Annotated in this window: 20 protein-coding genes; 12 read left to right on the top strand and 8 right to left on the bottom strand. The window is 61.1% G+C overall.

Annotated features, from left to right (window positions below; all coding sequences use genetic code 11):
- Nucleotides 1-3: 3 nt before the first annotated feature.
- The gene (locus ACO77H_RS15060) at nt 4-951 is read right to left on the bottom strand and encodes a DUF1853 family protein (RefSeq protein WP_432754184.1); all 948 of its coding nucleotides are present in this window, start codon (nt 949-951) and stop codon (nt 4-6) included.
- Between the two features lie 154 nt (nt 952-1,105).
- On the opposite strand from ACO77H_RS15060, the gene ACO77H_RS15055 reads away from it, so the two are divergent.
- From ACO77H_RS15055 to ACO77H_RS15020, 8 genes are all read left to right on the top strand, one after another.
- A complete protein-coding gene (locus ACO77H_RS15055; protein ID WP_010210870.1) occupies nt 1,106-1,996 on the top strand; it encodes an NAD(+) kinase in 891 nt (296 codons plus the stop codon).
- A complete protein-coding gene (locus ACO77H_RS15050; RefSeq protein WP_169951983.1) occupies nt 1,993-2,970 on the top strand; it encodes a metallophosphoesterase in 978 nt (325 codons plus the stop codon). The genes ACO77H_RS15055 and ACO77H_RS15050 overlap by 4 nt, the downstream gene beginning before the upstream one ends.
- Entirely contained in the window at nt 2,963-3,832 is an 870-nt protein-coding gene (locus tag ACO77H_RS15045; RefSeq protein WP_169951949.1) for a rhomboid family intramembrane serine protease, read from the top strand. The genes ACO77H_RS15050 and ACO77H_RS15045 overlap by 8 nt, the downstream gene beginning before the upstream one ends.
- Before the next feature lie 31 nt (nt 3,833-3,863).
- Nucleotides 3,864-4,124 (top strand): YeaC family protein, encoded by a 261-nt coding sequence (locus ACO77H_RS15040; protein ID WP_029291449.1) that lies wholly within the window; start codon nt 3,864-3,866, stop codon nt 4,122-4,124.
- Nucleotides 4,121-4,951: a DUF2797 domain-containing protein gene (locus ACO77H_RS15035; protein WP_178123663.1), complete on the top strand. Its 831-nt coding sequence runs from the start codon at nt 4,121-4,123 to the stop codon at nt 4,949-4,951. The genes ACO77H_RS15040 and ACO77H_RS15035 overlap by 4 nt, the downstream gene beginning before the upstream one ends.
- A gap of 13 nt (nt 4,952-4,964) precedes the next feature.
- On the top strand, nt 4,965-7,622 hold the full coding sequence (gene pepN, locus ACO77H_RS15030; RefSeq protein ID WP_432754183.1) for an aminopeptidase N: 2,658 nt from the start codon (nt 4,965-4,967) through the stop codon (nt 7,620-7,622).
- Nucleotides 7,619-8,725, top strand: a complete 1,107-nt coding sequence (gene zapE, locus ACO77H_RS15025; protein WP_169951945.1) for a cell division protein ZapE — start codon at nt 7,619-7,621, stop codon at nt 8,723-8,725. The genes pepN and zapE overlap by 4 nt, the downstream gene beginning before the upstream one ends.
- A gap of 150 nt (nt 8,726-8,875) precedes the next feature.
- Nucleotides 8,876-9,367 (top strand): GNAT family N-acetyltransferase, encoded by a 492-nt coding sequence (locus ACO77H_RS15020; protein WP_169951944.1) that lies wholly within the window; start codon nt 8,876-8,878, stop codon nt 9,365-9,367.
- A 43-nt stretch (nt 9,368-9,410) separates the two neighbouring features.
- On the opposite strand, the gene ACO77H_RS15015 is transcribed toward ACO77H_RS15020, so the two are convergent.
- The 3 genes from ACO77H_RS15015 to ACO77H_RS15005 all read right to left on the bottom strand — a co-directional run bounded on the left by ACO77H_RS15015 (nt 9,411) and on the right by ACO77H_RS15005 (nt 11,809).
- Complete coding sequence (locus ACO77H_RS15015) at nt 9,411-9,632, bottom strand: hypothetical protein (RefSeq protein WP_169951942.1); 222 nt, start codon at nt 9,630-9,632, stop codon at nt 9,411-9,413.
- 134 nt (nt 9,633-9,766) lie between these two features.
- Nucleotides 9,767-11,512: a phosphoethanolamine transferase CptA gene (locus ACO77H_RS15010; protein ID WP_432754182.1), complete on the bottom strand. Its 1,746-nt coding sequence runs from the start codon at nt 11,510-11,512 to the stop codon at nt 9,767-9,769.
- 147 nt (nt 11,513-11,659) lie between these two features.
- Entirely contained in the window at nt 11,660-11,809 is a 150-nt protein-coding gene (locus tag ACO77H_RS15005) for a DUF6026 family protein (RefSeq protein WP_222931746.1), read from the bottom strand.
- A 281-nt stretch (nt 11,810-12,090) separates the two neighbouring features.
- Here ACO77H_RS15005 and gnd point away from each other — a divergent pair, with 281 nt between their 5' ends.
- Genes gnd through ACO77H_RS14990 form a run of 3 tightly spaced genes read left to right on the top strand, consistent with a single transcriptional unit; the run spans nt 12,091 to nt 15,412 of the window.
- Nucleotides 12,091-13,071, top strand: coding sequence for a phosphogluconate dehydrogenase (NAD(+)-dependent, decarboxylating) (gene gnd / locus ACO77H_RS15000; protein ID WP_169951938.1), 981 nt, complete (start codon nt 12,091-12,093; stop codon nt 13,069-13,071).
- Complete coding sequence (gene zwf / locus ACO77H_RS14995) at nt 13,068-14,591, top strand: glucose-6-phosphate dehydrogenase (RefSeq protein ID WP_432754181.1); 1,524 nt, start codon at nt 13,068-13,070, stop codon at nt 14,589-14,591. Before gnd ends, zwf begins: the two co-directional genes overlap by 4 nt.
- Nucleotides 14,588-15,412, top strand: coding sequence for an HAD family hydrolase (locus tag ACO77H_RS14990; protein ID WP_432754180.1), 825 nt, complete (start codon nt 14,588-14,590; stop codon nt 15,410-15,412). Before zwf ends, ACO77H_RS14990 begins: the two co-directional genes overlap by 4 nt.
- On the opposite strand, the gene nhaB is transcribed toward ACO77H_RS14990, so the two are convergent.
- Both nhaB and ACO77H_RS14980 read right to left on the bottom strand, forming a co-directional pair.
- Nucleotides 15,400-16,902 carry a sodium/proton antiporter NhaB gene (gene nhaB, locus ACO77H_RS14985; protein ID WP_432754179.1) on the bottom strand — a complete coding sequence of 501 codons (1,503 nt, stop codon included), beginning with the start codon at nt 16,900-16,902 and terminating at the stop codon, nt 15,400-15,402. The genes ACO77H_RS14990 and nhaB overlap by 13 nt on opposite strands.
- A 216-nt stretch (nt 16,903-17,118) precedes the next feature.
- Complete coding sequence (locus ACO77H_RS14980) at nt 17,119-17,385, bottom strand: hypothetical protein (protein WP_169951918.1); 267 nt, start codon at nt 17,383-17,385, stop codon at nt 17,119-17,121.
- 340 nt (nt 17,386-17,725) lie between these two features.
- On the opposite strand from ACO77H_RS14980, the gene ACO77H_RS14975 reads away from it, so the two are divergent.
- Nucleotides 17,726-19,051: a sigma-54 dependent transcriptional regulator gene (locus ACO77H_RS14975; protein ID WP_169951915.1), complete on the top strand. Its 1,326-nt coding sequence runs from the start codon at nt 17,726-17,728 to the stop codon at nt 19,049-19,051.
- Between the two features lie 83 nt (nt 19,052-19,134).
- On the opposite strand, the gene ACO77H_RS14970 is transcribed toward ACO77H_RS14975, so the two are convergent.
- Nucleotides 19,135-20,436: a hypothetical protein gene (locus ACO77H_RS14970; RefSeq protein WP_169951912.1), complete on the bottom strand. Its 1,302-nt coding sequence runs from the start codon at nt 20,434-20,436 to the stop codon at nt 19,135-19,137.
- Between the two features lie 49 nt (nt 20,437-20,485).
- Nucleotides 20,486-21,232 (bottom strand): hypothetical protein, encoded by a 747-nt coding sequence (locus tag ACO77H_RS14965; protein WP_169951910.1) that lies wholly within the window; start codon nt 21,230-21,232, stop codon nt 20,486-20,488.
- Nucleotides 21,233-21,248: the final 16 nt, after the last annotated feature.

Raw genomic sequence — 21,248 nt, 5'->3', positions numbered from 1 at the left:
GGCTTAGGTGGTCCCCGGTACATTCGGCCAAAGATCCGCCACCAGAAACAGCCGCTCCGCTTCCTGCCAATCCCCACCGTTGTGCATCATGCGCACCAACAGTTGCGCCGGCGCCATCGGATCAAGGTCGGCCAGCCAGCGCTGCATCTGCTCCTCACTCCAGATTTCCCCTGCCGGGTAATGCGCCGGCGCGAGCCAGGCATGGCGGGGCAGGGGTTGCCAGCGGCCCGGCGGGCTGGCATTGATAAAAGCCAGCCAATCGCGCTGATGCAACCAGCTCCCACGCAGATGCTGTGGATGGGCGCCGAGGGGCGGTTCGGCCTCGCCGGGCCAGGGGTACAGCAGGTAGCCGCCGAGCCACAGATGGGCGGTGAAATCCCTAATATCCAGGGCTGCCAGCATCTGCCGGCTTTGCGCGCTCGCCGAGATGGGCAGTTGATGGTCGGCCAGATGGGCCAGCTTGCGGTCCAGGCGGTCGTGACAACCGGGGCCTAGCCATTGCGCGGTATCACGGCCGTCGCCCTCTTGCGGGCCCAGGTAGAGCTTGATCGCCAGTTCCAGATGATGCACGCCGTCACGGTCGCGCAGCAGCATGTCCAGCTCCCCCAGGGTATGGCCGGCCTGGCGGATAGGCAGGTTGGCCGCGAGCAATTCCACGCCGGGCGCGTGTTGCACGGCAAATTGCCACAGGCGTTCGTAATACAGGCCCAGGCGCCGGGTACGTGCCAGGCTCAGCCAGTGCAGCAGGCGGCTGCTGTCCTGGTCCAGTTGCCGCAGCCATTGTTCCAGTGCCGCGGGTTGCTGCACCCAATCGCTGCCGGCCAGGGGATGGCGTTGCGGCCAGGGTGTTTGTTCCAGCATCGGCGGGGCGAGGATCACCCACGCCAGGTCCCGCACTTCGGGATGACGCAATTGACGGGGCAGGTACTGCAGGTCGGGAAACGGATTCATGGTCCGAGCATAGCTGTTTCCTACTCGCTGCGGGACCGTGGCGGGTGTTGAGAACCGTTGTCGTCTGGGCCCCGTGGCGACAAAGGATTTTGTCTAATGCGGCCTTTCGCCCATAATCGTTCTTTTTGCCAGACCCAAACCCTGCAGGAGCCCCATGGAGCAATTTCGCAATATCGGCATCATCGGTCGCCTGGGCAGTACCCAGGTTCTGGACACGGTCCGCCGGCTGAAAAAGTTTCTGCTTGAGCGCCACCTGCATGTGATCCTCGAAGACACCATCGCCGAGATTCTGCCGGGCCACGGCCTGCAGACCTCATCGCGCAAGATGCTCGGTGAAGTCTGCGATATGGTGATCGTGGTCGGCGGCGACGGCAGCCTGCTGGGCGCCGCCCGGGCCCTGGCGCGGCATAACGTGCCGGTGCTGGGGATCAACCGGGGCAGCCTGGGGTTCCTTACCGATATCCGCCCTGACGACCTGGAAGTCGAAGTGGCCAAGGTGCTGGACGGCCACTACCTGGTAGAAAACCGCTTCCTGCTGCAAGCCGAAGTGCGCCGCCATGGCGAAGCCATCGGCCAGGGCGATGCCCTCAACGATGTGGTGCTGCACCCCGGCAAGTCGACGCGGATGATCGAGTTCGAGCTGTACATCGACGGCCAGTTCGTTTGCAGCCAGAAGGCCGACGGCCTGATCGTCGCCACGCCCACCGGTTCCACGGCCTATGCGCTGTCGGCCGGCGGGCCGATCATGCATCCCAAGCTCGATGCCATTGTGATCGTGCCGATGTACCCCCATATGTTGTCGAGCCGGCCGATTGTGGTCGATGGCAACAGTGAGCTGAAAATCGTGGTCTCCAAAGACATGCAGATCTACCCGCAAGTCTCCTGTGACGGGCAGAACCACTTCACCTGCGCCCCCGGTGACACCATCACCGTGAGCAAAAAAGCGCAGAAGCTGCGGTTGATCCACCCGCTGGATCACAACTACTACGAAGTGTGCCGCACTAAGCTGGGCTGGGGCAGCCGCTTGGGGGGTGGAGGCGACTGATGCTCGATCCCGCGCGTAGCTACGACCTGATTGGTGACGTGCACGGTTGCGCTCATACCCTTGAGCACCTGCTCGACCAGATGGGTTACCACAAGCAGGGCGGCACCTGGCGCCATCCCTCCCGCATGGCGGTGTTCCTCGGCGATATCATCGACCGTGGCCCGCGCATCCGCGAGGCACTGCATATCGTCCACGACATGGCCGAAGCCGGCCAGGCGCTGTGCATCATGGGCAACCATGAGTTCAACGCCCTGGGCTGGAGCACCCTGGCGCCGCCCGGCAGTGGCAAGCAGTACGTGCGTGAACATTCGCCACGCCACGCGCGGCTGATCCACGAGACCCTGACCCAGTTCGAACACCACCCCGGCGACTGGCATGACTTCCTCGGCTGGTTCTACGACATGCCGTTGTTTGTCGATGCCGGGCGTTTTCGCGTGGTGCACGCCTGCTGGGATGCGGGGCTGATCGAACCGCTGCGCGGGCAGTTCCCCGACGGCTGTATCGACGAGCATTTCCTGCAGGCGGCGGCGGTGCCGGGCAGCTTTGCCTGCAATGCCTTCGATCGCCTGCTGCGCGGCACCGATATGCGCCTGCCGGACGGCCTGACGCTGACCGGTGGCGATGGCCTGACCCGTTCGTTCTTTCGCACCAAGTTCTGGGAAGACGACCCGAAGACCTACGGCGACATTGTGTTCCAGCCCGATGCCTTGCCCGACCCGGTGGCCCGTACGCCGTTGTCCTCGACCGAGAAAAACTCCCTGCTGCGCTATGGCGTGGATGAGCCGCTGCTGTTTGTCGGCCACTACTGGCGCAGCGGCAAACCGGCGCCGATCCGCCCGAACCTGGCCTGCCTGGACTACAGCGCAGTGCTCTACGGCAAGCTGGTGGCGTATCGCCTGGATCAGGAAACCTGCCTGGACCCCAACAAGTTCGTATGGGTCGATGTCGAGCGCCCTGAGGTGCTTCATGAGTAACGTGGCCGTTTTACGCTTGCCGCTGACGGTTGACCTGGCTGGATTCGTCAAACTGTTGCAGCGCATGCAGGTGCCCCATCGCGTCAGCGAAGAGGCCGGCGAGCAGGTGCTCTGGGTGCCGGACGCGATCAGCGAAGACGTGCGCAGCCTGTATCAACGTTTCCCTGCCGGCGATCCGCACCAGCAGCTGGATATTCCCCAGGAACCGGTAGCCAAGCGCGCCGGTTTTCTCCAGCAGTTGCGCCACAGCCCACTGACCGCGGGTGTGTTGCTGCTGAGCCTGATCGTCGGTGCGGTCACGATGCTTGGCGACAACCTGCAAGCCATGAGCTGGCTGACGTTCCTGAATTTCCACGTGGCCGGTGAATACCTGTACTTCACGCCCCTGGCCGACAGCCTGGCGGCGGGGCAGTGGTGGCGGTTGGTGACGCCGATGCTGATCCATTTCGGCATCCTCCACCTGGCGATGAATGGCATGTGGTACTGGGAACTGGGGCGGCGGATCGAGGCGCGCCAAGGCAGTATCAACCTGCTGGGCCTGACGTTGCTGTTCAGCCTGGCCTCCAACTACGCGCAATACACCTTTGGCGGCCCGGGCCTGTTCGGCGGCTTGTCTGGCGTGTTGTACGGCTTGCTCGGCCATTGCTGGATCTACCAGATGCTCGCGCCCAACCCGGCGTATCGCCTGCCGCGTGGCGTGCTGGTGATGATGCTGGTGTGGCTGGTGCTGTGCCTGTCGGGCCTGGTCTCGATGATCGGCTTCGGCGAAATCGCCAACGCGGCCCATGTCGGCGGCCTGGTGGCGGGTTGCATCACCGGTTTGCTCGGCGGGTTGTACAGCCGCCATAAACGTAACGCTTGAATCTCTGCCCATTATTTAAAGGAAGAGTCTTATGTCCTCTTTTGCTGAAATGATCGAAAACATCACCCCGGATATCTACCAGAGCCTCAAGCTCGCCGTGGAAATCGGCAAATGGTCCGATGGCCGCAAGCTCACCGCCGAACAGCGTGAGCTGTCGTTGCAGGCGATGATCGCCTGGGAGCTGCAAAACCTGCCGGAAGACCAGCGCACCGGCTACATGGGCCCGCAGGAATGCCAATCGAAGTCGACCCCGGTGGAAAACATCCTGTTCAAGTCGGATGCCATCCATTGATTGAGATTGGCCGTGGTGCAGTCAGCAAGATGTCGGCGCAACTGGGTTCGCCGACCGTTCAATACGCTTTTCGCCTGGGCGACACCGAGGTGCCGGTCAACCCGTTGATTGGCACTCATGTGCGCCTGGAATACCTCGGTGCGATCCACTGCACTCACTGCGGGCGCAAGACCAAGACCAGCTTCAGCCAGGGCTATTGCTACCCGTGCATGACCAAGCTGGCCCAGTGCGACCTGTGCATCATGAGCCCCGAGCGCTGCCATTTCGATGCCGGCACCTGCCGCGATCCGGCCTGGGGCGAAAAATTCTGCATGACCGACCATGTGGTGTACCTGGCGAACTCGTCGGGGATCAAGGTCGGCATCACCCGCGCCACCCAACTGCCCACGCGCTGGCTGGACCAGGGCGCGAGCCAGGCATTGCCGATCATGCGCGTGGCCACGCGCCAGCAATCGGGCTTTGTCGAAGATGTGCTGCGCAGCCAGGTCGCCGACAAGACCAACTGGCGCGCCTTGCTCAAGGGTGACGCGGCAGCGGTAGACCTTGCGCAGGTTCGCGACGAGCTGTTCGTCTCCTGCGCCGACGGCCTGCTGCAATTGCAGGAACGCTTCGGCCTGCAGGCCATCCAACCGGTAACCGATATCGAGCCCCTCGAAATCCGCTACCCGGTGGAGCAATATCCAACCAAGATCGTCAGCTTCAACCTGGATAAGAACCCGATTGCCGAAGGCACGCTGTTGGGGATCAAGGGCCAATACCTGATCTTCGATACCGGCGTTATCAATATTCGTAAATACACGGCTTACCAGCTCGCCGTGCATCAGTAGAAGGATTTCACGCATGCGCACCGAACAACCGAAGATGATTTACCTGAAGGACTATCAGGCGCCCGAGTACCTGATCGACGAGACCCACCTGACCTTCGAGTTGTTCGAGGACCATAGCCTGGTCCACGCGCAGCTGGTGATGCGCCGCAATCCCGAGCGCGGCACCGGCCTGCCGCCGCTGGTACTCGATGGCCAGCAGTTGGAACTGCTGAGCGTGGCCCTGGGTGACCAGGAACTGAGCGCCGCCGACTACCAGTTGAGCGACAGCCACCTGACGTTGCAACCGACCAGCGAGCGCTTCACGGTCGACACCAGCGTGCGCATCCACCCGCAAACCAACACCGCCCTGGAAGGCTTGTACAAGTCCGGCGGCATGTTCTGCACCCAATGCGAGGCCGAAGGTTTTCGCAAGATCACCTACTACCTGGACCGCCCGGACGTGATGAGCACGTTCACCACCACCGTGATCGCCGAGCAACACAGCTATCCGGTGTTGCTGTCCAACGGCAACCCGATTGCCAGCGGCCCCGGCGAAGACGGCCGGCACTGGGCGACCTGGGAAGACCCGTTCAAGAAACCGGCCTACCTGTTCGCCCTGGTGGCCGGCGACCTGTGGTGCGTCGAAGACACCTTCACCACCATGAGCCAGCGCACCGTCGCTCTGCGCATCTATGTCGAGCCGGAAAACATCGACAAGTGCCAGCACGCCATGAACAGCCTGAAGAAGTCCATGCGCTGGGATGAAGAGGTCTACGGTCGCGAATACGACCTGGATATCTTCATGATCGTCGCGGTCAACGATTTCAACATGGGTGCCATGGAAAACAAGGGCCTGAACATCTTCAACTCCAGCGCCGTGCTGGCCCGCGCCGAAACCGCGACCGACGCCGCGCACCAGCGGGTAGAAGCCATCGTCGCCCACGAATACTTCCACAACTGGTCGGGCAACCGCGTGACCTGCCGCGACTGGTTCCAGCTGTCGCTCAAGGAAGGTTTCACGGTATTCCGCGATTCGCACTTCTCCGCCGACATGAACTCGGCCACCGTCAAGCGTATCCAGGATGTGGCCTACCTGCGCACTCACCAATTCGCTGAAGATGCAGGGCCGATGGCCCACGCCGTGCGCCCGGACAGCTTTATCGAGATTTCCAACTTCTACACCCTGACCGTGTACGAAAAGGGTTCGGAAGTAGTCGGCATGATCCACACCTTGCTCGGTGCCGAGGGTTTCCGCAAAGGCAGCGACCTGTACTTTGAGCGCCACGACGGCCAGGCCGTGACCTGCGACGACTTCATCAAGGCCATGGAAGATGCCAACGGCGCCGACCTGACCCAGTTCAAGCGCTGGTACAGCCAGGCCGGCACCCCACGCCTGGTGGTGAGCGAGTCCTACGACGCTGGCGCCAAAACCTACAGCCTGACCTTGCGCCAAAGCTGCCCGCAAACCCCGGACAACGTGGAAAAACTGCCGTTCGTGATTCCCGTGGCCCTGGGCCTGCTGGATGCCAAGGGCGTCGACCTACCGTTGCGTCTGGCCGGTGAAGCCGCTGCGCAGGGCACCTCGCGGGTATTGTCGGTGACTGAAGCCGAGCAGACGTTCACCTTCGTCGATATCGCCGAACAGCCGTTGCCGTCACTGTTGCGCGGCTTCTCGGCGCCGGTGAAGCTGAGCTTCCCCTACAGCCGTGACCAGTTGATGTTCCTGATGCAGCACGACAGTGACGGTTTCAATCGCTGGGAGGCGGGCCAGCAACTGGCGGTGCAGGTGTTGCAGGACCTGATCGGCCAACACCAGCAGGGCCGGGCCCTGGTGCTCGATCAACGGTTGGTCAACGCACTGCGTAGCGTGTTGAGCGATGAAAGCCTGGACCAGGCCATGGTCGCGGAAATGTTGTCGTTGCCGGGCGAGGCCTACCTGACCGAAATCAGCGAAGTGGCTGACGTCGACGCGATCCACGCCGCCCGCGAGTTTGCGCGCCAGCAGTTGGCCGACCAGCTGTTCGAAGGCTTGTGGCTGCGCTACCAGGCCAACCGCGACCTGTCGCGCAACACGCCTTACGTGGCCTCGGCAGAGCACTTCGCGCGCCGCGCCCTGCAGAACATTGCGCTGTCGTACTTGATGCTCAGCGGCAAGCCAGAAGTGCTGGCCGCAACCCTGGAGCAGTTCGACGCGTGTGACAACATGACCGAACGCCTGACGGCACTGGCGGTGCTGGTCAACTCGCCGTTCGACGCCGAGAAGGCCAAGGCCCTGCAAGTGTTTGCCGAGAACTTCAAGGACAACCCGCTGGTCATGGACCAATGGTTCAGCGTCCAGGCCGGCAGCGTGTTGCCGGGCGGGCTCGCGCGGGTCAAGGCGCTGATGCAGCACCCGGCGTTCAATATCAAGAACCCGAACAAGGTGCGCGCGCTGGTCGGCGCCTTCGCCGGGCAGAACCTGATCAACTTCCACGCGGCCGATGGCTCGGGCTATCGCTTCCTGGCGGACCTGGTCATCGAGCTGAATGCCTTCAACCCGCAGATTGCCTCGCGGCAGTTGGCGCCGTTGACCCGCTGGCGCAAATACGACAGCGCCCGCCAGGCGCTGATGAAGGCGGAACTGGAGCGCATCCGCGGTTCGGGCGAGCTGTCCAGCGATGTGTTCGAGGTGGTCAGTAAAAGCCTCGCATGACGCCTGACTCACCGCTGGCTGCCTACCAACAGGCCCTGGCCGATGGTTTTGTGGCTGACGACGCGCAACGCCGAGCGGTTGAGGCGTTGCAGGCCTGCCATGCGGCATTGCACCAAGCCGCCGACGCACCGGTCACCGGGGTTTATCTGTGGGGGCCGGTAGGGCGGGGCAAGACCTGGCTGATGGATCAGTTCCACCAGAGCCTGCGGGTGCCTGCGCGACGCCAGCACTTTCATCACTTCATGGGCTGGGTCCATCAACGCCTGTTCCAATTGACCGGCACCCCGGACCCGTTGCAGGCGCTGGCCCGCGAGTTGAGTCGCGAGGTGCGGGTACTGTGTTTCGACGAACTGTTCGTCAATGACATTGGCGACGCAATCATCCTCGGGCGCCTGTTCCAGGTAATGTTCGACGAAGGGGTGGTGATGGTCTGCACGTCCAACCAGCCGCCAGGGCAGTTGTACGCCGATGGGTTCAACCGCGAGCGCTTCGTGCCGGCTATCGAGGCGATCCAGGCGCATATGCAGGTGGTGGCGGTTGATGGCAGTGAAGATCACCGTTTGCATCCGGGCACGGCCGTGCAGCGCTATTGGGTGGATCAACCCGAGGCGTTGGCCAGGGTCTTTGAGGATTTGAGCAAAGGCCAGGCCTTAAGCAGTGCACCAGTGAACGTGGGCTCGCGTGTGATTGCCACGGTGCGGTCCAGCGAAAACATCCTGTGGTGCCGCTACGCTGACCTGTGCGAGCAACCGTTGGCAGCCATGGATTTCATGCTGTTGTGTGATCGCTATCGTGCCATTTTACTGGGCGAAGTCCCCGGCTTGAGCGCCTCGACACGCCCTGGACGGATTGCCCGTGGTACCGAGGATGGCGCCCAGCGCGTGGAGGCGGGCGACCGTGAGTTGCCGGCGCTGTCGGTGCACGACGACAGCGTGCGGCGGTTTATCGCCCTGGTCGATGAGTGCTACGACCGCAAGGTGGCGCTGTACATCGAAGCCAAGGTGCCCTTGGCTGAGCTATACACCGAGGGTTACCTGGAATTTGCATTCCGCCGCACCCTCAGTCGTTTGCAAGAGATGCAGTTGCAACGTTTTGGTCGGTGATGGCTATTTGCCCATGCTCACTGGCGTTTACTTGTTGGCTTTTTCCCGCGCCAACTTGTAGTTAATCTCCTTCATCTAACGCCTACACCGCGCTTACAATCGAGCTTTTGCGGGGAGCTCATCCCTGCCGGGCAGTTATCGAGGAAGGAAATGGAAGCCGCAGAAATACTGGTACTGCAAGCCAGCTACAGCAACCCCGTGCACGCCGAGGCCCTTGGCCTGTTGCTCAACCACTATGCACAAGACCCCATGGGCGGCGGCCACGCCTTGTCCGCCGACCTGCTGCAACAGTTGCCGGCGGAACTGGCCAAGCGCCCCCATGCGTTCAGCGTGCTGGCCTTTGTCGGCGGGGAGCCGGCCGGGTTGGTGAACTGTTTCGAGGGGTTCTCGACCTTTGCCTGCCGGCCGCTGGTCAACGTGCATGACGTGGTCGTCAAGGAAGCATTCCGGGGGCTGGGCCTGAGCCAGAAAATGTTGCAAAAGGTCGAGGAAATCGCCCGCCAGCGTGGTTGCTGCAAGATCACCCTGGAAGTGTTGGAAGGTAATGCCGTGGCACAGGCGTCGTACCGCAAGTTTGGGTTCGACGACTCAATCTTCGACCCGGCCCATGGCCGCATGCTGTTCTGGAGCAAGGTCCTCTAACGGATCATTCCCACGCTCTGCGTGGGAATGATCGGGGGTGGGGTTAGCTCTTGGGTTGCTCGGCGTCCCGCGCCTGTTCGGCCGATCCGGATTCAGTGCCCTTGGCATCGGCAGCCGCGGTCTGTTCGGCATCGCCGTGGATTTGCTTCTGGACGAAGCTGAAGTTGTTGAAGTGCTCCTTCACGCGTTCCCCGCCGCCTTCAGCGAAGGCCGCAGCCGAGGTCAGGCCCAACAGGCCGGTGAGCATCAAGATGGAAAGTTTCATCGCATGTATTCCCATTAAAAGTGACCGGTATCTGCACCGTCCCTGATCAGATTTATGGGAATAGTTTGTAGGACGCTTATTAAGTGCGGGTTAACGTCACGCCCCTCCAGAGTTAACGTGAGGGGCGGGGTCGTTTACTTCAGCACCACATTCTGGGTGCCGGTATTGGCCTTGGGCTTGATCAGACTGAAGTCGATCAAGGCCTTCTGCGGACGCTGGTAGGGATCGCCAATCAGCAACGGCCGTGGCTTGAAGCTATCACTGACCAGGCTGCGGCTGCGGTCCAGTTCGTCGAAGCTCAAGCCGGCCAGGTCAGCCCAGGTGTGAATCAACTGCGAACTGCTGTACGGACGTTGCACATCACCCTGCATATTCCAGTCGTGGGTGGCGCGCCACTTCGGCGAGGCCCAGGTCATGAAGGGGATGGTGTACATCGGCGCCGTCGGCTTGCCCTCGTTGCGGCCCAGGGTGTCGTGGCCTGCCGAGTCGAACACATCCTCGCCGTGGTCGGACAGGTACAGCAGGAACCCATTGGGGTCGGTCTTGGCGTAATCCTTGATCAGGCTCGACACCACGAAGTCGTTGTAGCGCACCGCATTGTCATAGCTGTTGTAGGTCGGCAACTGGTCGTCACGCACGCCGTCCGGCACGCCCTGGCGGTCGGTAAAAGTGTCGAAGCTTGGCGGGTAGCGGTACTGGTAGCTCATGTGGGTGCCCAGCAGGTGAACCACGATCAGCTTGCGCTCGGCCTTGTCGGCGAGGGCCTTGGAGAACGGCTCCAGCACGTCGCCATCGTACTGGCGGGCGTTCTGGTTGCGGTTGTTGTTGAGGTACACCTGCTCGTCGGCCTGCTCGGAGAACGTCGTGAGCATGGTGTTGCGCTTGGTCATGGTCTGCTGGTTGGTGATCCAGAAAGTCTTGTAGCCGGCCTGTTTCATCATGCTGACGATGGATGGGGTCTTGAGGTACAGGTCTGGATGCTCTTCGTCGGCAAAGGTCAGCACCTGTTGCAGCGCCTCGATGGTATAGGGGCGCGGGGTGATGACGTTGTCGAACACGTCCAGTTGGTCACGCAGCTTGTCCAGCTCCGGCGTGGTCTTGCGGGGATAGCCGTAGAGGCTCATGCGCTGGCGGTTGGTGGACTCGCCGATCACCAACACAAGCGTCGACGGTTGGCCGGCCATGCTGTCCTTGAAGTTGCTCAGGGGCGGGATCTTGCTGACGTTGTCGAGCATGCCCTGCATGTTGTTCAACTGCTGGTTGTAGCGACGATAGGCGACGATCATCTGCCATGGCACTGCAGGTTCGACACGGGTTTCGAAACCATCGATGGCCCGCTCCAGGGTGTCGTTGGTAGCGATCTGCTTGGCCAGCGGATAACCGACGATCGCCAGCACTATGGCGGTGGCTGCGACCATCGCCCGGCCCCGGGGCAGGTAGACCGGGCGTATGCGGGTCCAGAGGAAGATGGCCAGGGCGGTGTGCGCAATGAAGGCCAGTATGATCCACCAGGCAAAATACTGGGTGGCGTACTCGCCGGCTTCAGAGATGTTCGACTCGAACATGATGAAGATGACGCTCTGGGAAAATTCCTGCTGGTAAATAAAGAAATAGCCCAGGCTGGCCATGGAACAGGCCCACAACACAACACCGATCAAACCGGCCAGCAGCCGGGCGCGACGTGGGAATAGCAGCATGGGTGCCAACCACAGCGCGCTCATGAAGAACGCCTGGCGGAAGCCACTGAAACCGGAAGTGCCGGTCAGTTGGATCAGCAGTTGGGTAATGCCTGAGAAATACCAGAAAAACAGGAACATCCAGCCAAAGCCGGCCCAATCAAACCCTTTTGCAGACTTCGTGCTGCGTTTGAACATCGCCATGCAGCGCTCCAACCCAATAATTACCACCGCCCATGCGTGAGGCGGCGTTCTGGCGGAGGATTATCGGGAAGGGCTGGTGAAAACTTCGTGAGTTGGATCTGAGGGAACGATCCTTTAAGGCGCCGGCAGGCCAGCGCCTACAAGGGCTCAGCAACTGATGGCTTGATTCGCGAGCTGGGCCTGCAACTGCGCGCGCAGACGGATGACTTCCTGTTGCAACTGTTCACGTTCGTCTTTCAGCTGGCGCAACTCGTCGCGGCGGACGGTGACGTAGAGGGTCTGTGGCGGGCGTGTCATCTGTGCAGTGCGCATTGCTTACCTCGCAAATAGCCGGTGTGTCGCGGTGCCAGAGCGCTTGAGTCGAGGCCCTCGGCAGGAGTCAGGGGGCGATTCTGATTTCTTTTTCAGCTCAAGGGAACTTTTTTATTTTTCAGGGTCGTTGTGACTTTTCAGGCGGTGATGGTGAAACGATGGCCTCTTTTTCTGATGAAACTAGTGCGATTGGCGCCGGACTAATTCGTCATTGCGCTATAAACTGTGTCACACATTTTTTTATTTGTAGTTGGGAGCATCAATACATGCAACTGGGGATTATTGGACTAGGCCGCATGGGCGGGAATATTGCGCGCCGCTTGATGCTCAATGGGCATACCACCGTGGTCTACGACCGCAATGAAGCATTCGTCAAAGGCTTGAGTGAAGAGGGCGCGACCGGCGTTGCCGATCTGGCCGCCCTGGTGGCCGGCCTGCAAAAGCCGCGGGCCGTCTGGGTCATGTTGCCGGCGGGCGAACCCACTGAAACCACGATCAACGACCTGAGCCAATTGATGGAACCCGGCGATGTCATCATCGACGGCGGCAACACCTTCTACAAGGATGACGTACGTCGCGGCAAGGCCCTGGCGCAAAAGGGCCTGCACTACATCGACGTCGGCACTTCCGGTGGCGTGTGGGGCCTGGAGCGTGGCTACTGCATGATGATTGGTGGCGACGCCGAGACCGTCAAGCACCTGGACCCGATCTTCGCCACCCTGGCCCCGGGCCTGGGCGACATCCCGCGCACCAAGGACCGTACCGCCACCGACGACCGTGCCGAGCGTGGCTATATCCACGCCGGCCCAGCCGGTTCCGGGCACTTCGTGAAGATGATCCACAACGGCATCGAGTACGGAATGATGCAGGCGTTTGCCGAAGGTTTTGACATTCTCAAGACCAAGAATTCGGAAAACCTGCCGCCAGAACAGCGTTTTGACCTGAACGTGGCCGATATCGCCGAAGTCTGGCGCCGTGGCAGCGTCGTATCCTCCTGGTTGCTGGACCTGACGGCCGATGCCCTGGCGACCGACCCCAAGCTCGACGGTTACTCCGGTTCCGTGGCCGACAGCGGCGAAGGGCGCTGGACCATCGAAGCGGCCATGGAGCAATCGGTACCGGTACCGGTGCTGTCCAACTCGTTGTTCGCCCGGTTCCGTTCGCGCCAGCAAAGCACCTACGGTGACAAGCTGCTGTCGGCCATGCGCTTTGGCTTCGGCGGCCATGTGGAGACTTCCAAAAAATGACGGTCAACGGCAAGAAACCCAAGGCCGAACCCGCTCCACCCACTACCTTGTTCCTGTTCGGCGCCCATGGCGACCTGGTCAAGCGCCTGCTGATGCCGGCGCTGTACAACCTCAGTCGCGATGGCCTGCTGGGCGAGGGCCTGCGGATTGTCGGGGTGGATCACAACGCTATCAGCGATGCCGACTTCGCCAAGAAACTCGAAGACTTCATCCGCACCGAAGCCGCGAGCAAGGTCAAGGGCAATGCCGAACATGCACTGGACCCACAATTGTGGGCCCAGTTGGCCAAGGGCATCAGCTACGTGCAGGGCGACTTCCTGGACGACGGCACCTATGCCGACATCGCCAGCAAAATCGCCGGCAGCGGCACTGGCAACGCGGTGTTCTACCTGGCCACCGCGCCGCGCTTCTTCAGTGAAGTGGTGCAGCGCCTGGGCCGGGCCAACCTGCTGGAGGAAAGCCCCGAGGCTTTCCGCCGCGTGGTGATCGAAAAGCCGTTCGGCTCCGACCTGGCCACCGCCGAGGCGCTGAACGCCTGCCTGCTCAAGGTCATGAGCGAAAAGCAGATCTATCGCATTGACCATTACCTGGGCAAGGAAACGGTACAGAACATCCTGATCAGCCGTTTTTCCAACGTGCTGTTCGAAGCGTTCTGGAACAACCACTACATTGACCACGTGCAGATCACCGCTGCCGAAACGGTCGGCGTGGAAACCCGGGGCAGTTTCTTCGAGAACACGGGCACCCTGCGCGATATGGTGCCCAACCACCTGTTCCAGCTGTTGGCAATGATTGCCATGGAGCCACCCGCTGCCTTTGGCGCCGACGCGGTACGCGGCGAGAAGGCCAAGGTGATTGGCGCGGTGCGCCCCTGGTCCCTGGAGGATGCGCGGGCCAACTCGGTACGCGGCCAGTACACCGCCGGCGAAATCGGCGGCAAGGCGCTGCCTGGCTATCGGCAAGAGGCCAATGTGGCGCCGGACAGCAGCACCGAGACCTTCGTGGCCCTCAAGGTGATGATCGACAACTGGCGTTGGGTCGGCGTACCGTTCTACCTGCGCACCGGCAAGCGCATGAGCGTGCGCGACACCGAAATCGTCATCTGCTTCAAGCCGGCGCCCTATGCGCAGTTTCGCGACACCGACGTCGACGAACTCAAGCCGACCTACCTGAAGATCCAGATCCAGCCCAATGAAGGCATGTGGTTCGACCTGCTGGCGAAAAAGCCCGGGCCGACCCTGGACATGGCCAACATCCAACTGGGCTTTGCCTACAAGGATTTCTTCGAGATGCAGCCGTCCACCGGCTACGAAACCCTGATCTACGACTGCCTGACCGGTGACCAGACGCTGTTCCAGCGCGCGGACAACATTGAAAACGGCTGGCGTGCGGTGCAGCCGTTTCTCGATGCATGGAAGGAAGACGACGGGATCCAGGCCTACAAGGCCGGCGAAGATGGCCCGGCGGCGGCAGATGAGTTACTGGCCCGCGATGGCCGCGCCTGGCATAGCCTCGGATGAGTGAGGCCGCGATTCAACCCATCCGTTTTTTGTTGAGTGATATGGACGGCACCTTGTTGTTGCCCGATCACAGCCTCAGCCAGCGCACCATCGACGCCGTGCGCGCGCTGCGCGAGGCCGGGGTGTTTTTCAGCCTGGCCACCGGGCGGCCGCCCAGGGCGATGTTGCAGCAGATCGAAGCATTGGGCGTCGACGTGCCCACGGCCGGGTTCAATGGCGGCACCCTGGTCAACCCCGATGGCAGCATCCTGGTCGCGCACCATCTGCCAGAAGAAGCCGCGTTGATCACGTTGGCGCTGTTAGGCGATCAACCCGAAGTAGAAATCTGGGTGTTTGCCGATGGCGACTGGCTGCTGCGTGACCCTGCGGGCCCCATGGTGCCTCGGGAACAGCATGGCTTGGGCTATGCGCCAGTGGTGGTGAAGAGTTTCGAGCCGGTCCTGGGGCGGATCGACAAGATCGTCGCCGCCAGCGCCAATGCCCAGTTGTTGATTGAACTGGAGGCGCAGCTGCAGCCCAAGGTCGCAGGCCTGGCCCAGGTCTCGCGTTCGCAGCCGGTGTATCTCGATATCACCGCGATGCAGGCCAACAAGGGCGATGCCCTGAAAACCCTGGCCGCTCATCTTGGCGTGGCGCTGGAGCACACAGCGGCCATCGGCGATGGCGGCAATGACCCGGCGATGTTTCAGGTGGCCGGGTTATCGATTGCCATGGGCCAGGCCGAAGAGGCGGTCAAGCGTCAGGCCGATGTGGTCACCGGCAGCAATATCGAGGACGGCGCCGCCCATGCAATTGAGCGGTTTATCCTTCACAGCCAGTAACTGACCGCATACCAGCCCAGCACGCCCATCACCACGGTGTACGGCAGCGCCATCCACACCATGCGCCCGTAGGACAGGCGGATCAGCGGCGCAATCGCCGACGTCAGCAAAAACAGGAATGCCGCCTGGCCATTGGGCGTCGCCACGCTGGGCAGGTTGGTCCCGGTGTTGATCGCAATGGCCAGGGTCTCGAAATGCTCGCGGCTCATATGGCCGGACACAAACGCCTGCTTGACCTCGGTGATATAGATCGTCGCCACGAACACGTTGTCGCTGATGGCGGATAACAGGCCATTGGCAATAAACAGCATGCCCGGTTGTTGTTCGGCGGGCAGTGCCAGTACCCATTGGATCAATGGGGTAAACAGCTGCTGATCATGAATCACCGCGACCACCGCGAAAAACACCACCAGCAACGCGGTAAAGGGCAGGGCGTCCTTGAAGGCATTGCCGATGCGATGTTCTTCGGTAATCCCGGTAAAGGTGGTGATCAGCACGATCACCAGCAGGCCGATCAAGCCAACCTCGGCGACATGAAAGGCCAGGCCGGCGATCAGGATCAGTGCAGCCAGGCCCTGGACAATCAGCGCTGCCCGCTGGCGTGGGGTGCGTTCGGCGTTGTCTTCACGGGCGTAATCGGCCAGCACCTGGCGCACGTTGTCCGGCAGTAGCGTGCCGTAGCCAAACCAGCGCAGTTTTTCCAGCAGCACGCAGGTGACCAGGCCCGCTACCAGCACCGGCAGCGATACCGGGGCAATCCGCTGGAAGAACTGGCTGAAATTCCAGCCCATCTCATGGCCGATCAACAGGTTCTGTGGCTCGCCTACCAAGGTACACACACCGCCCAGGGCGGTACCGACGGCGCCGTGCATCAACAGGCTGCGCAGGAAGGCGCGAAATTGCTCAAGGTCGGCGTGGTGCAAGCTGGGCAGATGGCGATCGTCGCTGTACTGGCTGTCCTGGCGCGGATCATTGCCCGATGCCACGCGGTGATACACCGAATAGAAGCCCACCGCGGCACTGATAATCACCGCAGTCACCGTCAAGGCATCGAGAAAGGCGGACAGGAAGGCCGACAAAAAGCAGAACATCAGCCCCAGCAGCGCCTTGGAGCGTACGCCCAGCAGCAGGCGCGAAAACAGGAACAGCAGCAGGTCCTTCATAAAGTAAATACCGGCCACCATGAACATCAGCAGCAGGATCACCGGGAAGTTATGCAGCAACTCGTCGTACAGCGCCTGGGGCGTGGTCATGCGCAGCAACAGCGCCTCGACCATCAACAGCCCGCCGGGCATCAACGGGTAGCAGTGCAGCGCCATGGCCAGGGTGAAAATGAACTGGGCCACTAGGAGCCAGCCGGCGGTCACCGGGCCGAATACCCAGAGCACCAAGGGGTTGAGGATCAGGAACGCGAGAATGCAGGCCTTGTACCAACGAGGCGAGTGCCCAAGGAAGTTATGGGCGAAGGCCTGGGCCATTGATCCGGACATGGGGTGCTCCTGGGGGCGAGAAGTGCGCAAGGTGCCCGAGGCTCACTGGAAGATCAAGTGATCATGGCATGGCTGCTATATAAAGAAGGGCGATACGAAAGTTTCAGGCACGCAAAACCCGTGGCGAGGGGTGAACTCACTCGCCACGGGTTTAATAGTCTTAACAAGTTGCAGCCGATATAAGAAGCGACGGTATGTCGCAGTAGCTGCGTTAACTTACTTGGGCATTGCCCAGGATTGAAGTTGATAACCTTCGCCATTCAATTCGGCGCGGGCTTGCAGCAGCAGGGCTTCCAGTTGCTCTGGATCGGAGTAGGTGCTGCTGGAAATCAGTGTGCGCCCGATGCGGGTTTCGGTGCGGTCGATTACGGCCAGGCTAAGTGCGCCAGTACCGTCTTGTAGTGCCCAGGCTACGCATTGAAAGGGTTCAAAGGCATGGCCGGCGATCAGCAGTGCTTCGTTGAAACGGAGCGGGGCGTTCATGGGGTCTTCTCTCTAAGTGCCCAATCAAAAGATGTGCCGTCGGTTGGGCTTACCGTTCGGCTAGTACCTGTACTGATGCACGATGACAGGGTACGGGTCACATGTTAGAGCAAGAAAATTCAACTTTTCGTGATTAACGTCATGTAAGGCGTGATTTTGAAAGGTGAATGAAAGATTGCAGTAGTGTTCGTCGCGGGCTTGATCGCTAAACGCTGTATCGGTGAGGGTTTTATCGCGAAACGATACAAGGGTAGTGTCAAGATCTTGCTAGGGTTATGAGCAGCTCGCCCAAACTGTTGTTTCTAAATAACTTTAATGATTTTGACGCCAAGGAATAGTCATGGTCGTTACACCAGCCCTGCGTCGCTTGCTTGTGGTCGATCCCTGTGACGACTGCCACCAGTTATTGCCTGGTTTGCGGGCGGCTGGCTGGGATGTCGACAGCTGTGCCCTGGAGGCGCTGGGCGAGCGAACCTGTGATGTAGGGCTGTTGCGCCTGCAGCCTTTTCACCTGCAGCGGCCCGAAGCGGTCAAGGAACTGATCAGTCGCAGCGGCACCGAATGGATTGCCGTGCTCAGCCCCGAGATGCTGCGCCTGCAAAATGTTGGCGACTTTGTGTGCGAATGGTTTTTTGACTTCCATACCTTGCCGTTCGATGTGTCGCGCGTCCAGGTCACCCTGGGCCGCGCCTTTGGCATGGCGAGGCTAAGGGGCAAAGGCGTGACCCATGTGGACGAGCCGGAGCATGAGCTGTTGGGTGATAGCCGGCCGATCCGCGAGTTGCGCAAGCTGCTGGCGAAACTGGCGCCCACCGAGTCGCCGATTTTGATCCGTGGCGACAGCGGCACCGGCAAGGAACTGGTGGCCAAGACCCTGCACCGTCAATCCCAGCGCCACGCCAAGCCCTTTGTGGCGATCAATTGCGGGGCGATCCCCGAGCATTTGATCCAGTCCGAACTGTTTGGCCATGAAAAGGGCGCATTCACCGGCGCCCACCAACGCAAGATCGGCCGCATCGAAGCGGCCAATGGCGGCACGCTGTTCCTCGATGAGATCGGTGACCTGCCGATGGAGTTGCAAGCCAACCTGTTGCGCTTTCTCCAGGAAAAGCATATCGAGCGGGTGGGTGGCAGCCAGCCGATCCCGGTGGATGTCAGGGTGCTGGCGGCGACTCACGTCGACCTGGAAGCGGCCATCGAGAAGGGCACCTTCCGTGAAGATTTGTACTACCGGCTCAATGTCCTGCAAGTGGTCACCGCACCGTTGCGCGAGCGGCATGGCGATGTGGGGATGTTGGCCAATCATTTTTCCAGGTTCTACAGCCAGGAGACCGGGCGCCGGCCGCGCAGTTTCAGCGAGGACGCGTTGGTCGCCATGGGCAAGCATGGTTGGCCGGGCAATGTACGCGAGCTGGCGAACCGGGTGCGGCGCGGCCTGGTGCTGGCCGAAGGGCGGCAAATCGAAGCGGCCGACCTGGGTTTGCAAAGCCAGCAGGCAATCGTGCTGCCCATGGCGACACTGGAAGACTACAAGCACCGCGCCGAACGCCAGGCGTTGTGCGATGTGCTGAACCGCCATAGCGACAACCTGAGCGTTGCCGCACGGGTGCTGGGGGTTTCCCGGCCGACTTTCTACCGGTTGCTGCACAAACACCAGATCCGCTAGGGCGGGTAAAAAAAGCCCCGTCGCGACCCTTATCGCGGCGGGGCTTTTCCTTTTCTCAAACTCACCATTCCCTGTAGGAGCGTTTAGAAGTAGTACGGGAATTTCAGGCTGAAGGTGAAGTCTGGTGCGTCATCGGTCATGCCGATAGCCAGGTTGGGCACGATGGTCAGGTTTTCGCTGGCGGCAATGGTCATGCCGACGTTGAAATACCCGGCATTGGCGTCACTGGACACAATCGACTGCCAATCACCGCCATCAGGCTTGAGCTTGCTCTTGCGCTGGATCAGGTCCGACACCGAGAACGACATACTCATGCGCTCGTTGAGGGCAAACGCCACCCCCACGCCCAACTGGAAGCTGTCGCCCAGGCGCACTTTGCCACCGATGTTCTGGTTGACGTCACTGCTAATGTCGTCAAACGAGCCCTCGAAATTGTGGGTGTAGGAAATCGAACCGAACAGCACGGCCGGGTCGAAGGTCTTGACCAGGGAGAGCCCCGGGGTGATCGACCATACGCCGTTGCCGGTGGGCAGGTTCTCCGGCACGTACAGGTTGTCGTTGGCCGTCGAGCGCACCAGCTTGATCCCGAAAGGCTCCTTGCCGGTGGGGGCTTTGACGCGGACCGACACCACGGCATCGGGCATCGTCGGCGATTCGTCGAGGAACTTGTAGGCAATCCCGAAGTTGACGTCGCCGATGGTCGGATCCCGGCTCACGCTCTCTTCGGAAGTGGCCTGCGGGTCACCGCCACTGGCGCCACCGGACTGGTAGGTCGACTCGCGGTACACCACTGGCACGTTGACGTCGAACTGCCAGCGGTTGTCGAGGTTGTAGCGCCCGGTCAAGTCCAGGGTCCAGTTATCCGCCTTGATGCGGTCCAGGTTGATATTGCCGAGGAAGATCGAATCCAGCGCCAGGAAGCCGTTGAGGGTCAACTGTCGGGCGTCGTAGCGGGCGTAGGTGATGCCGGTTTCAAAACTGAACTTGCCGTTGCCGAAGAAACCGCTGGCTTCGTTATACAAGTTACTCACGCTTTGTGCTGGCTCTGAATCATCCTTGAGCGATTGCCCATAGGAACTGCCGCCGGCTGCAGCGCCCTTGCTGTCCTTGGCGCCGCTGGCGGCCACGGTGCTGCCGCTCTGCTTGAAGTCTGCCGGCGACTTGGCCAGGCGTTTGGGGGCTGGCGTCGCGGGCTGGTCTTCTACCTGGCGTACCCGTTGCTCGAGGACCGCCAGGGCCTTTTGTTGTACTTCGTAGCGCTGCTTGAGCTCCAGCAGTTCTTGTTTGAGGGTTTCGATATCCGCGTCTGGCGCTGCGTACAACAGACTCGCCGGCAAGAGCGTACTTAAACAGACAACGGCACGTAGTGATAACGATCGATGCATGAAATAAGCCGTCCTTTTCTAATGCGTAAGTGTCGAGGGTCAGCGTAGTTCAATAACCGAGTGTGCGTAGGCCCTTGAGTTGATCCAGATTGCAGTTCAATGCCCCGGCGCTCAGGCCATTGCTGCCAAGCGCGACGTTGAGCTGGGTCATGTTATTGACGAAGTTGCTGTTGCCTTGCAAAACCGTGCCTTGCAGCACGTTGCCGCCGCCGATCTGCTGCAACGCATTACCCTGGTTGTTATGGGCTGCGATGGCCATTTGCACGCCGCCATTGTTGGCGGACACACTGACCCGGCCCGCCGCGCTGTCTGTGGTGAACGAGCCGCCCGCCAGCAACGCATGCCCTGATTGCGCGACGTTGGCCGGCGACAGGCCGTTTTCACTGACATTGATCCCGACGTTGTTGTACGCCGTGTTGCCATCGCCTGCGGCGCGTACGGTCTGGGTCACGCCCTGGCCGCTGCCCAGCCCGGCGCCACCGACCACGGTGCCGGTGCCCGGGTCGCGGTTGGTGCCGTTACCCACCGAGCCGGTGGATTGCACATAGAATTGCGGGGTGATCGTGGACGAGTCGATATGCATGTTGGCGCTCACCGTACTGGTGTCGCCCGCCGCATTGGTCCAGGTGGTGCTCATGACAATGCCGAAACTGACAATCCGCCCCGGCATCACGAAGCGGCCGCGCAGTTCAGCCAGTTCCGCGTCGTTCATTTCAATGGGCTTGAACGCCGATGAGGCATAAGCAGGCATCGAGGCTGCCAGGCACAGGGCCGTGAGCCAACGGGAAGTGTTCATCATCTGCTCCTGGGGC

It is taken from the genome of Pseudomonas sp. WMBT8 (assembly GCF_050916005.1).
Taxonomy (GTDB): domain Bacteria; phylum Pseudomonadota; class Gammaproteobacteria; order Pseudomonadales; family Pseudomonadaceae; genus Aquipseudomonas.
This window is presented reverse-complemented; position numbering and strand designations above follow the sequence as displayed.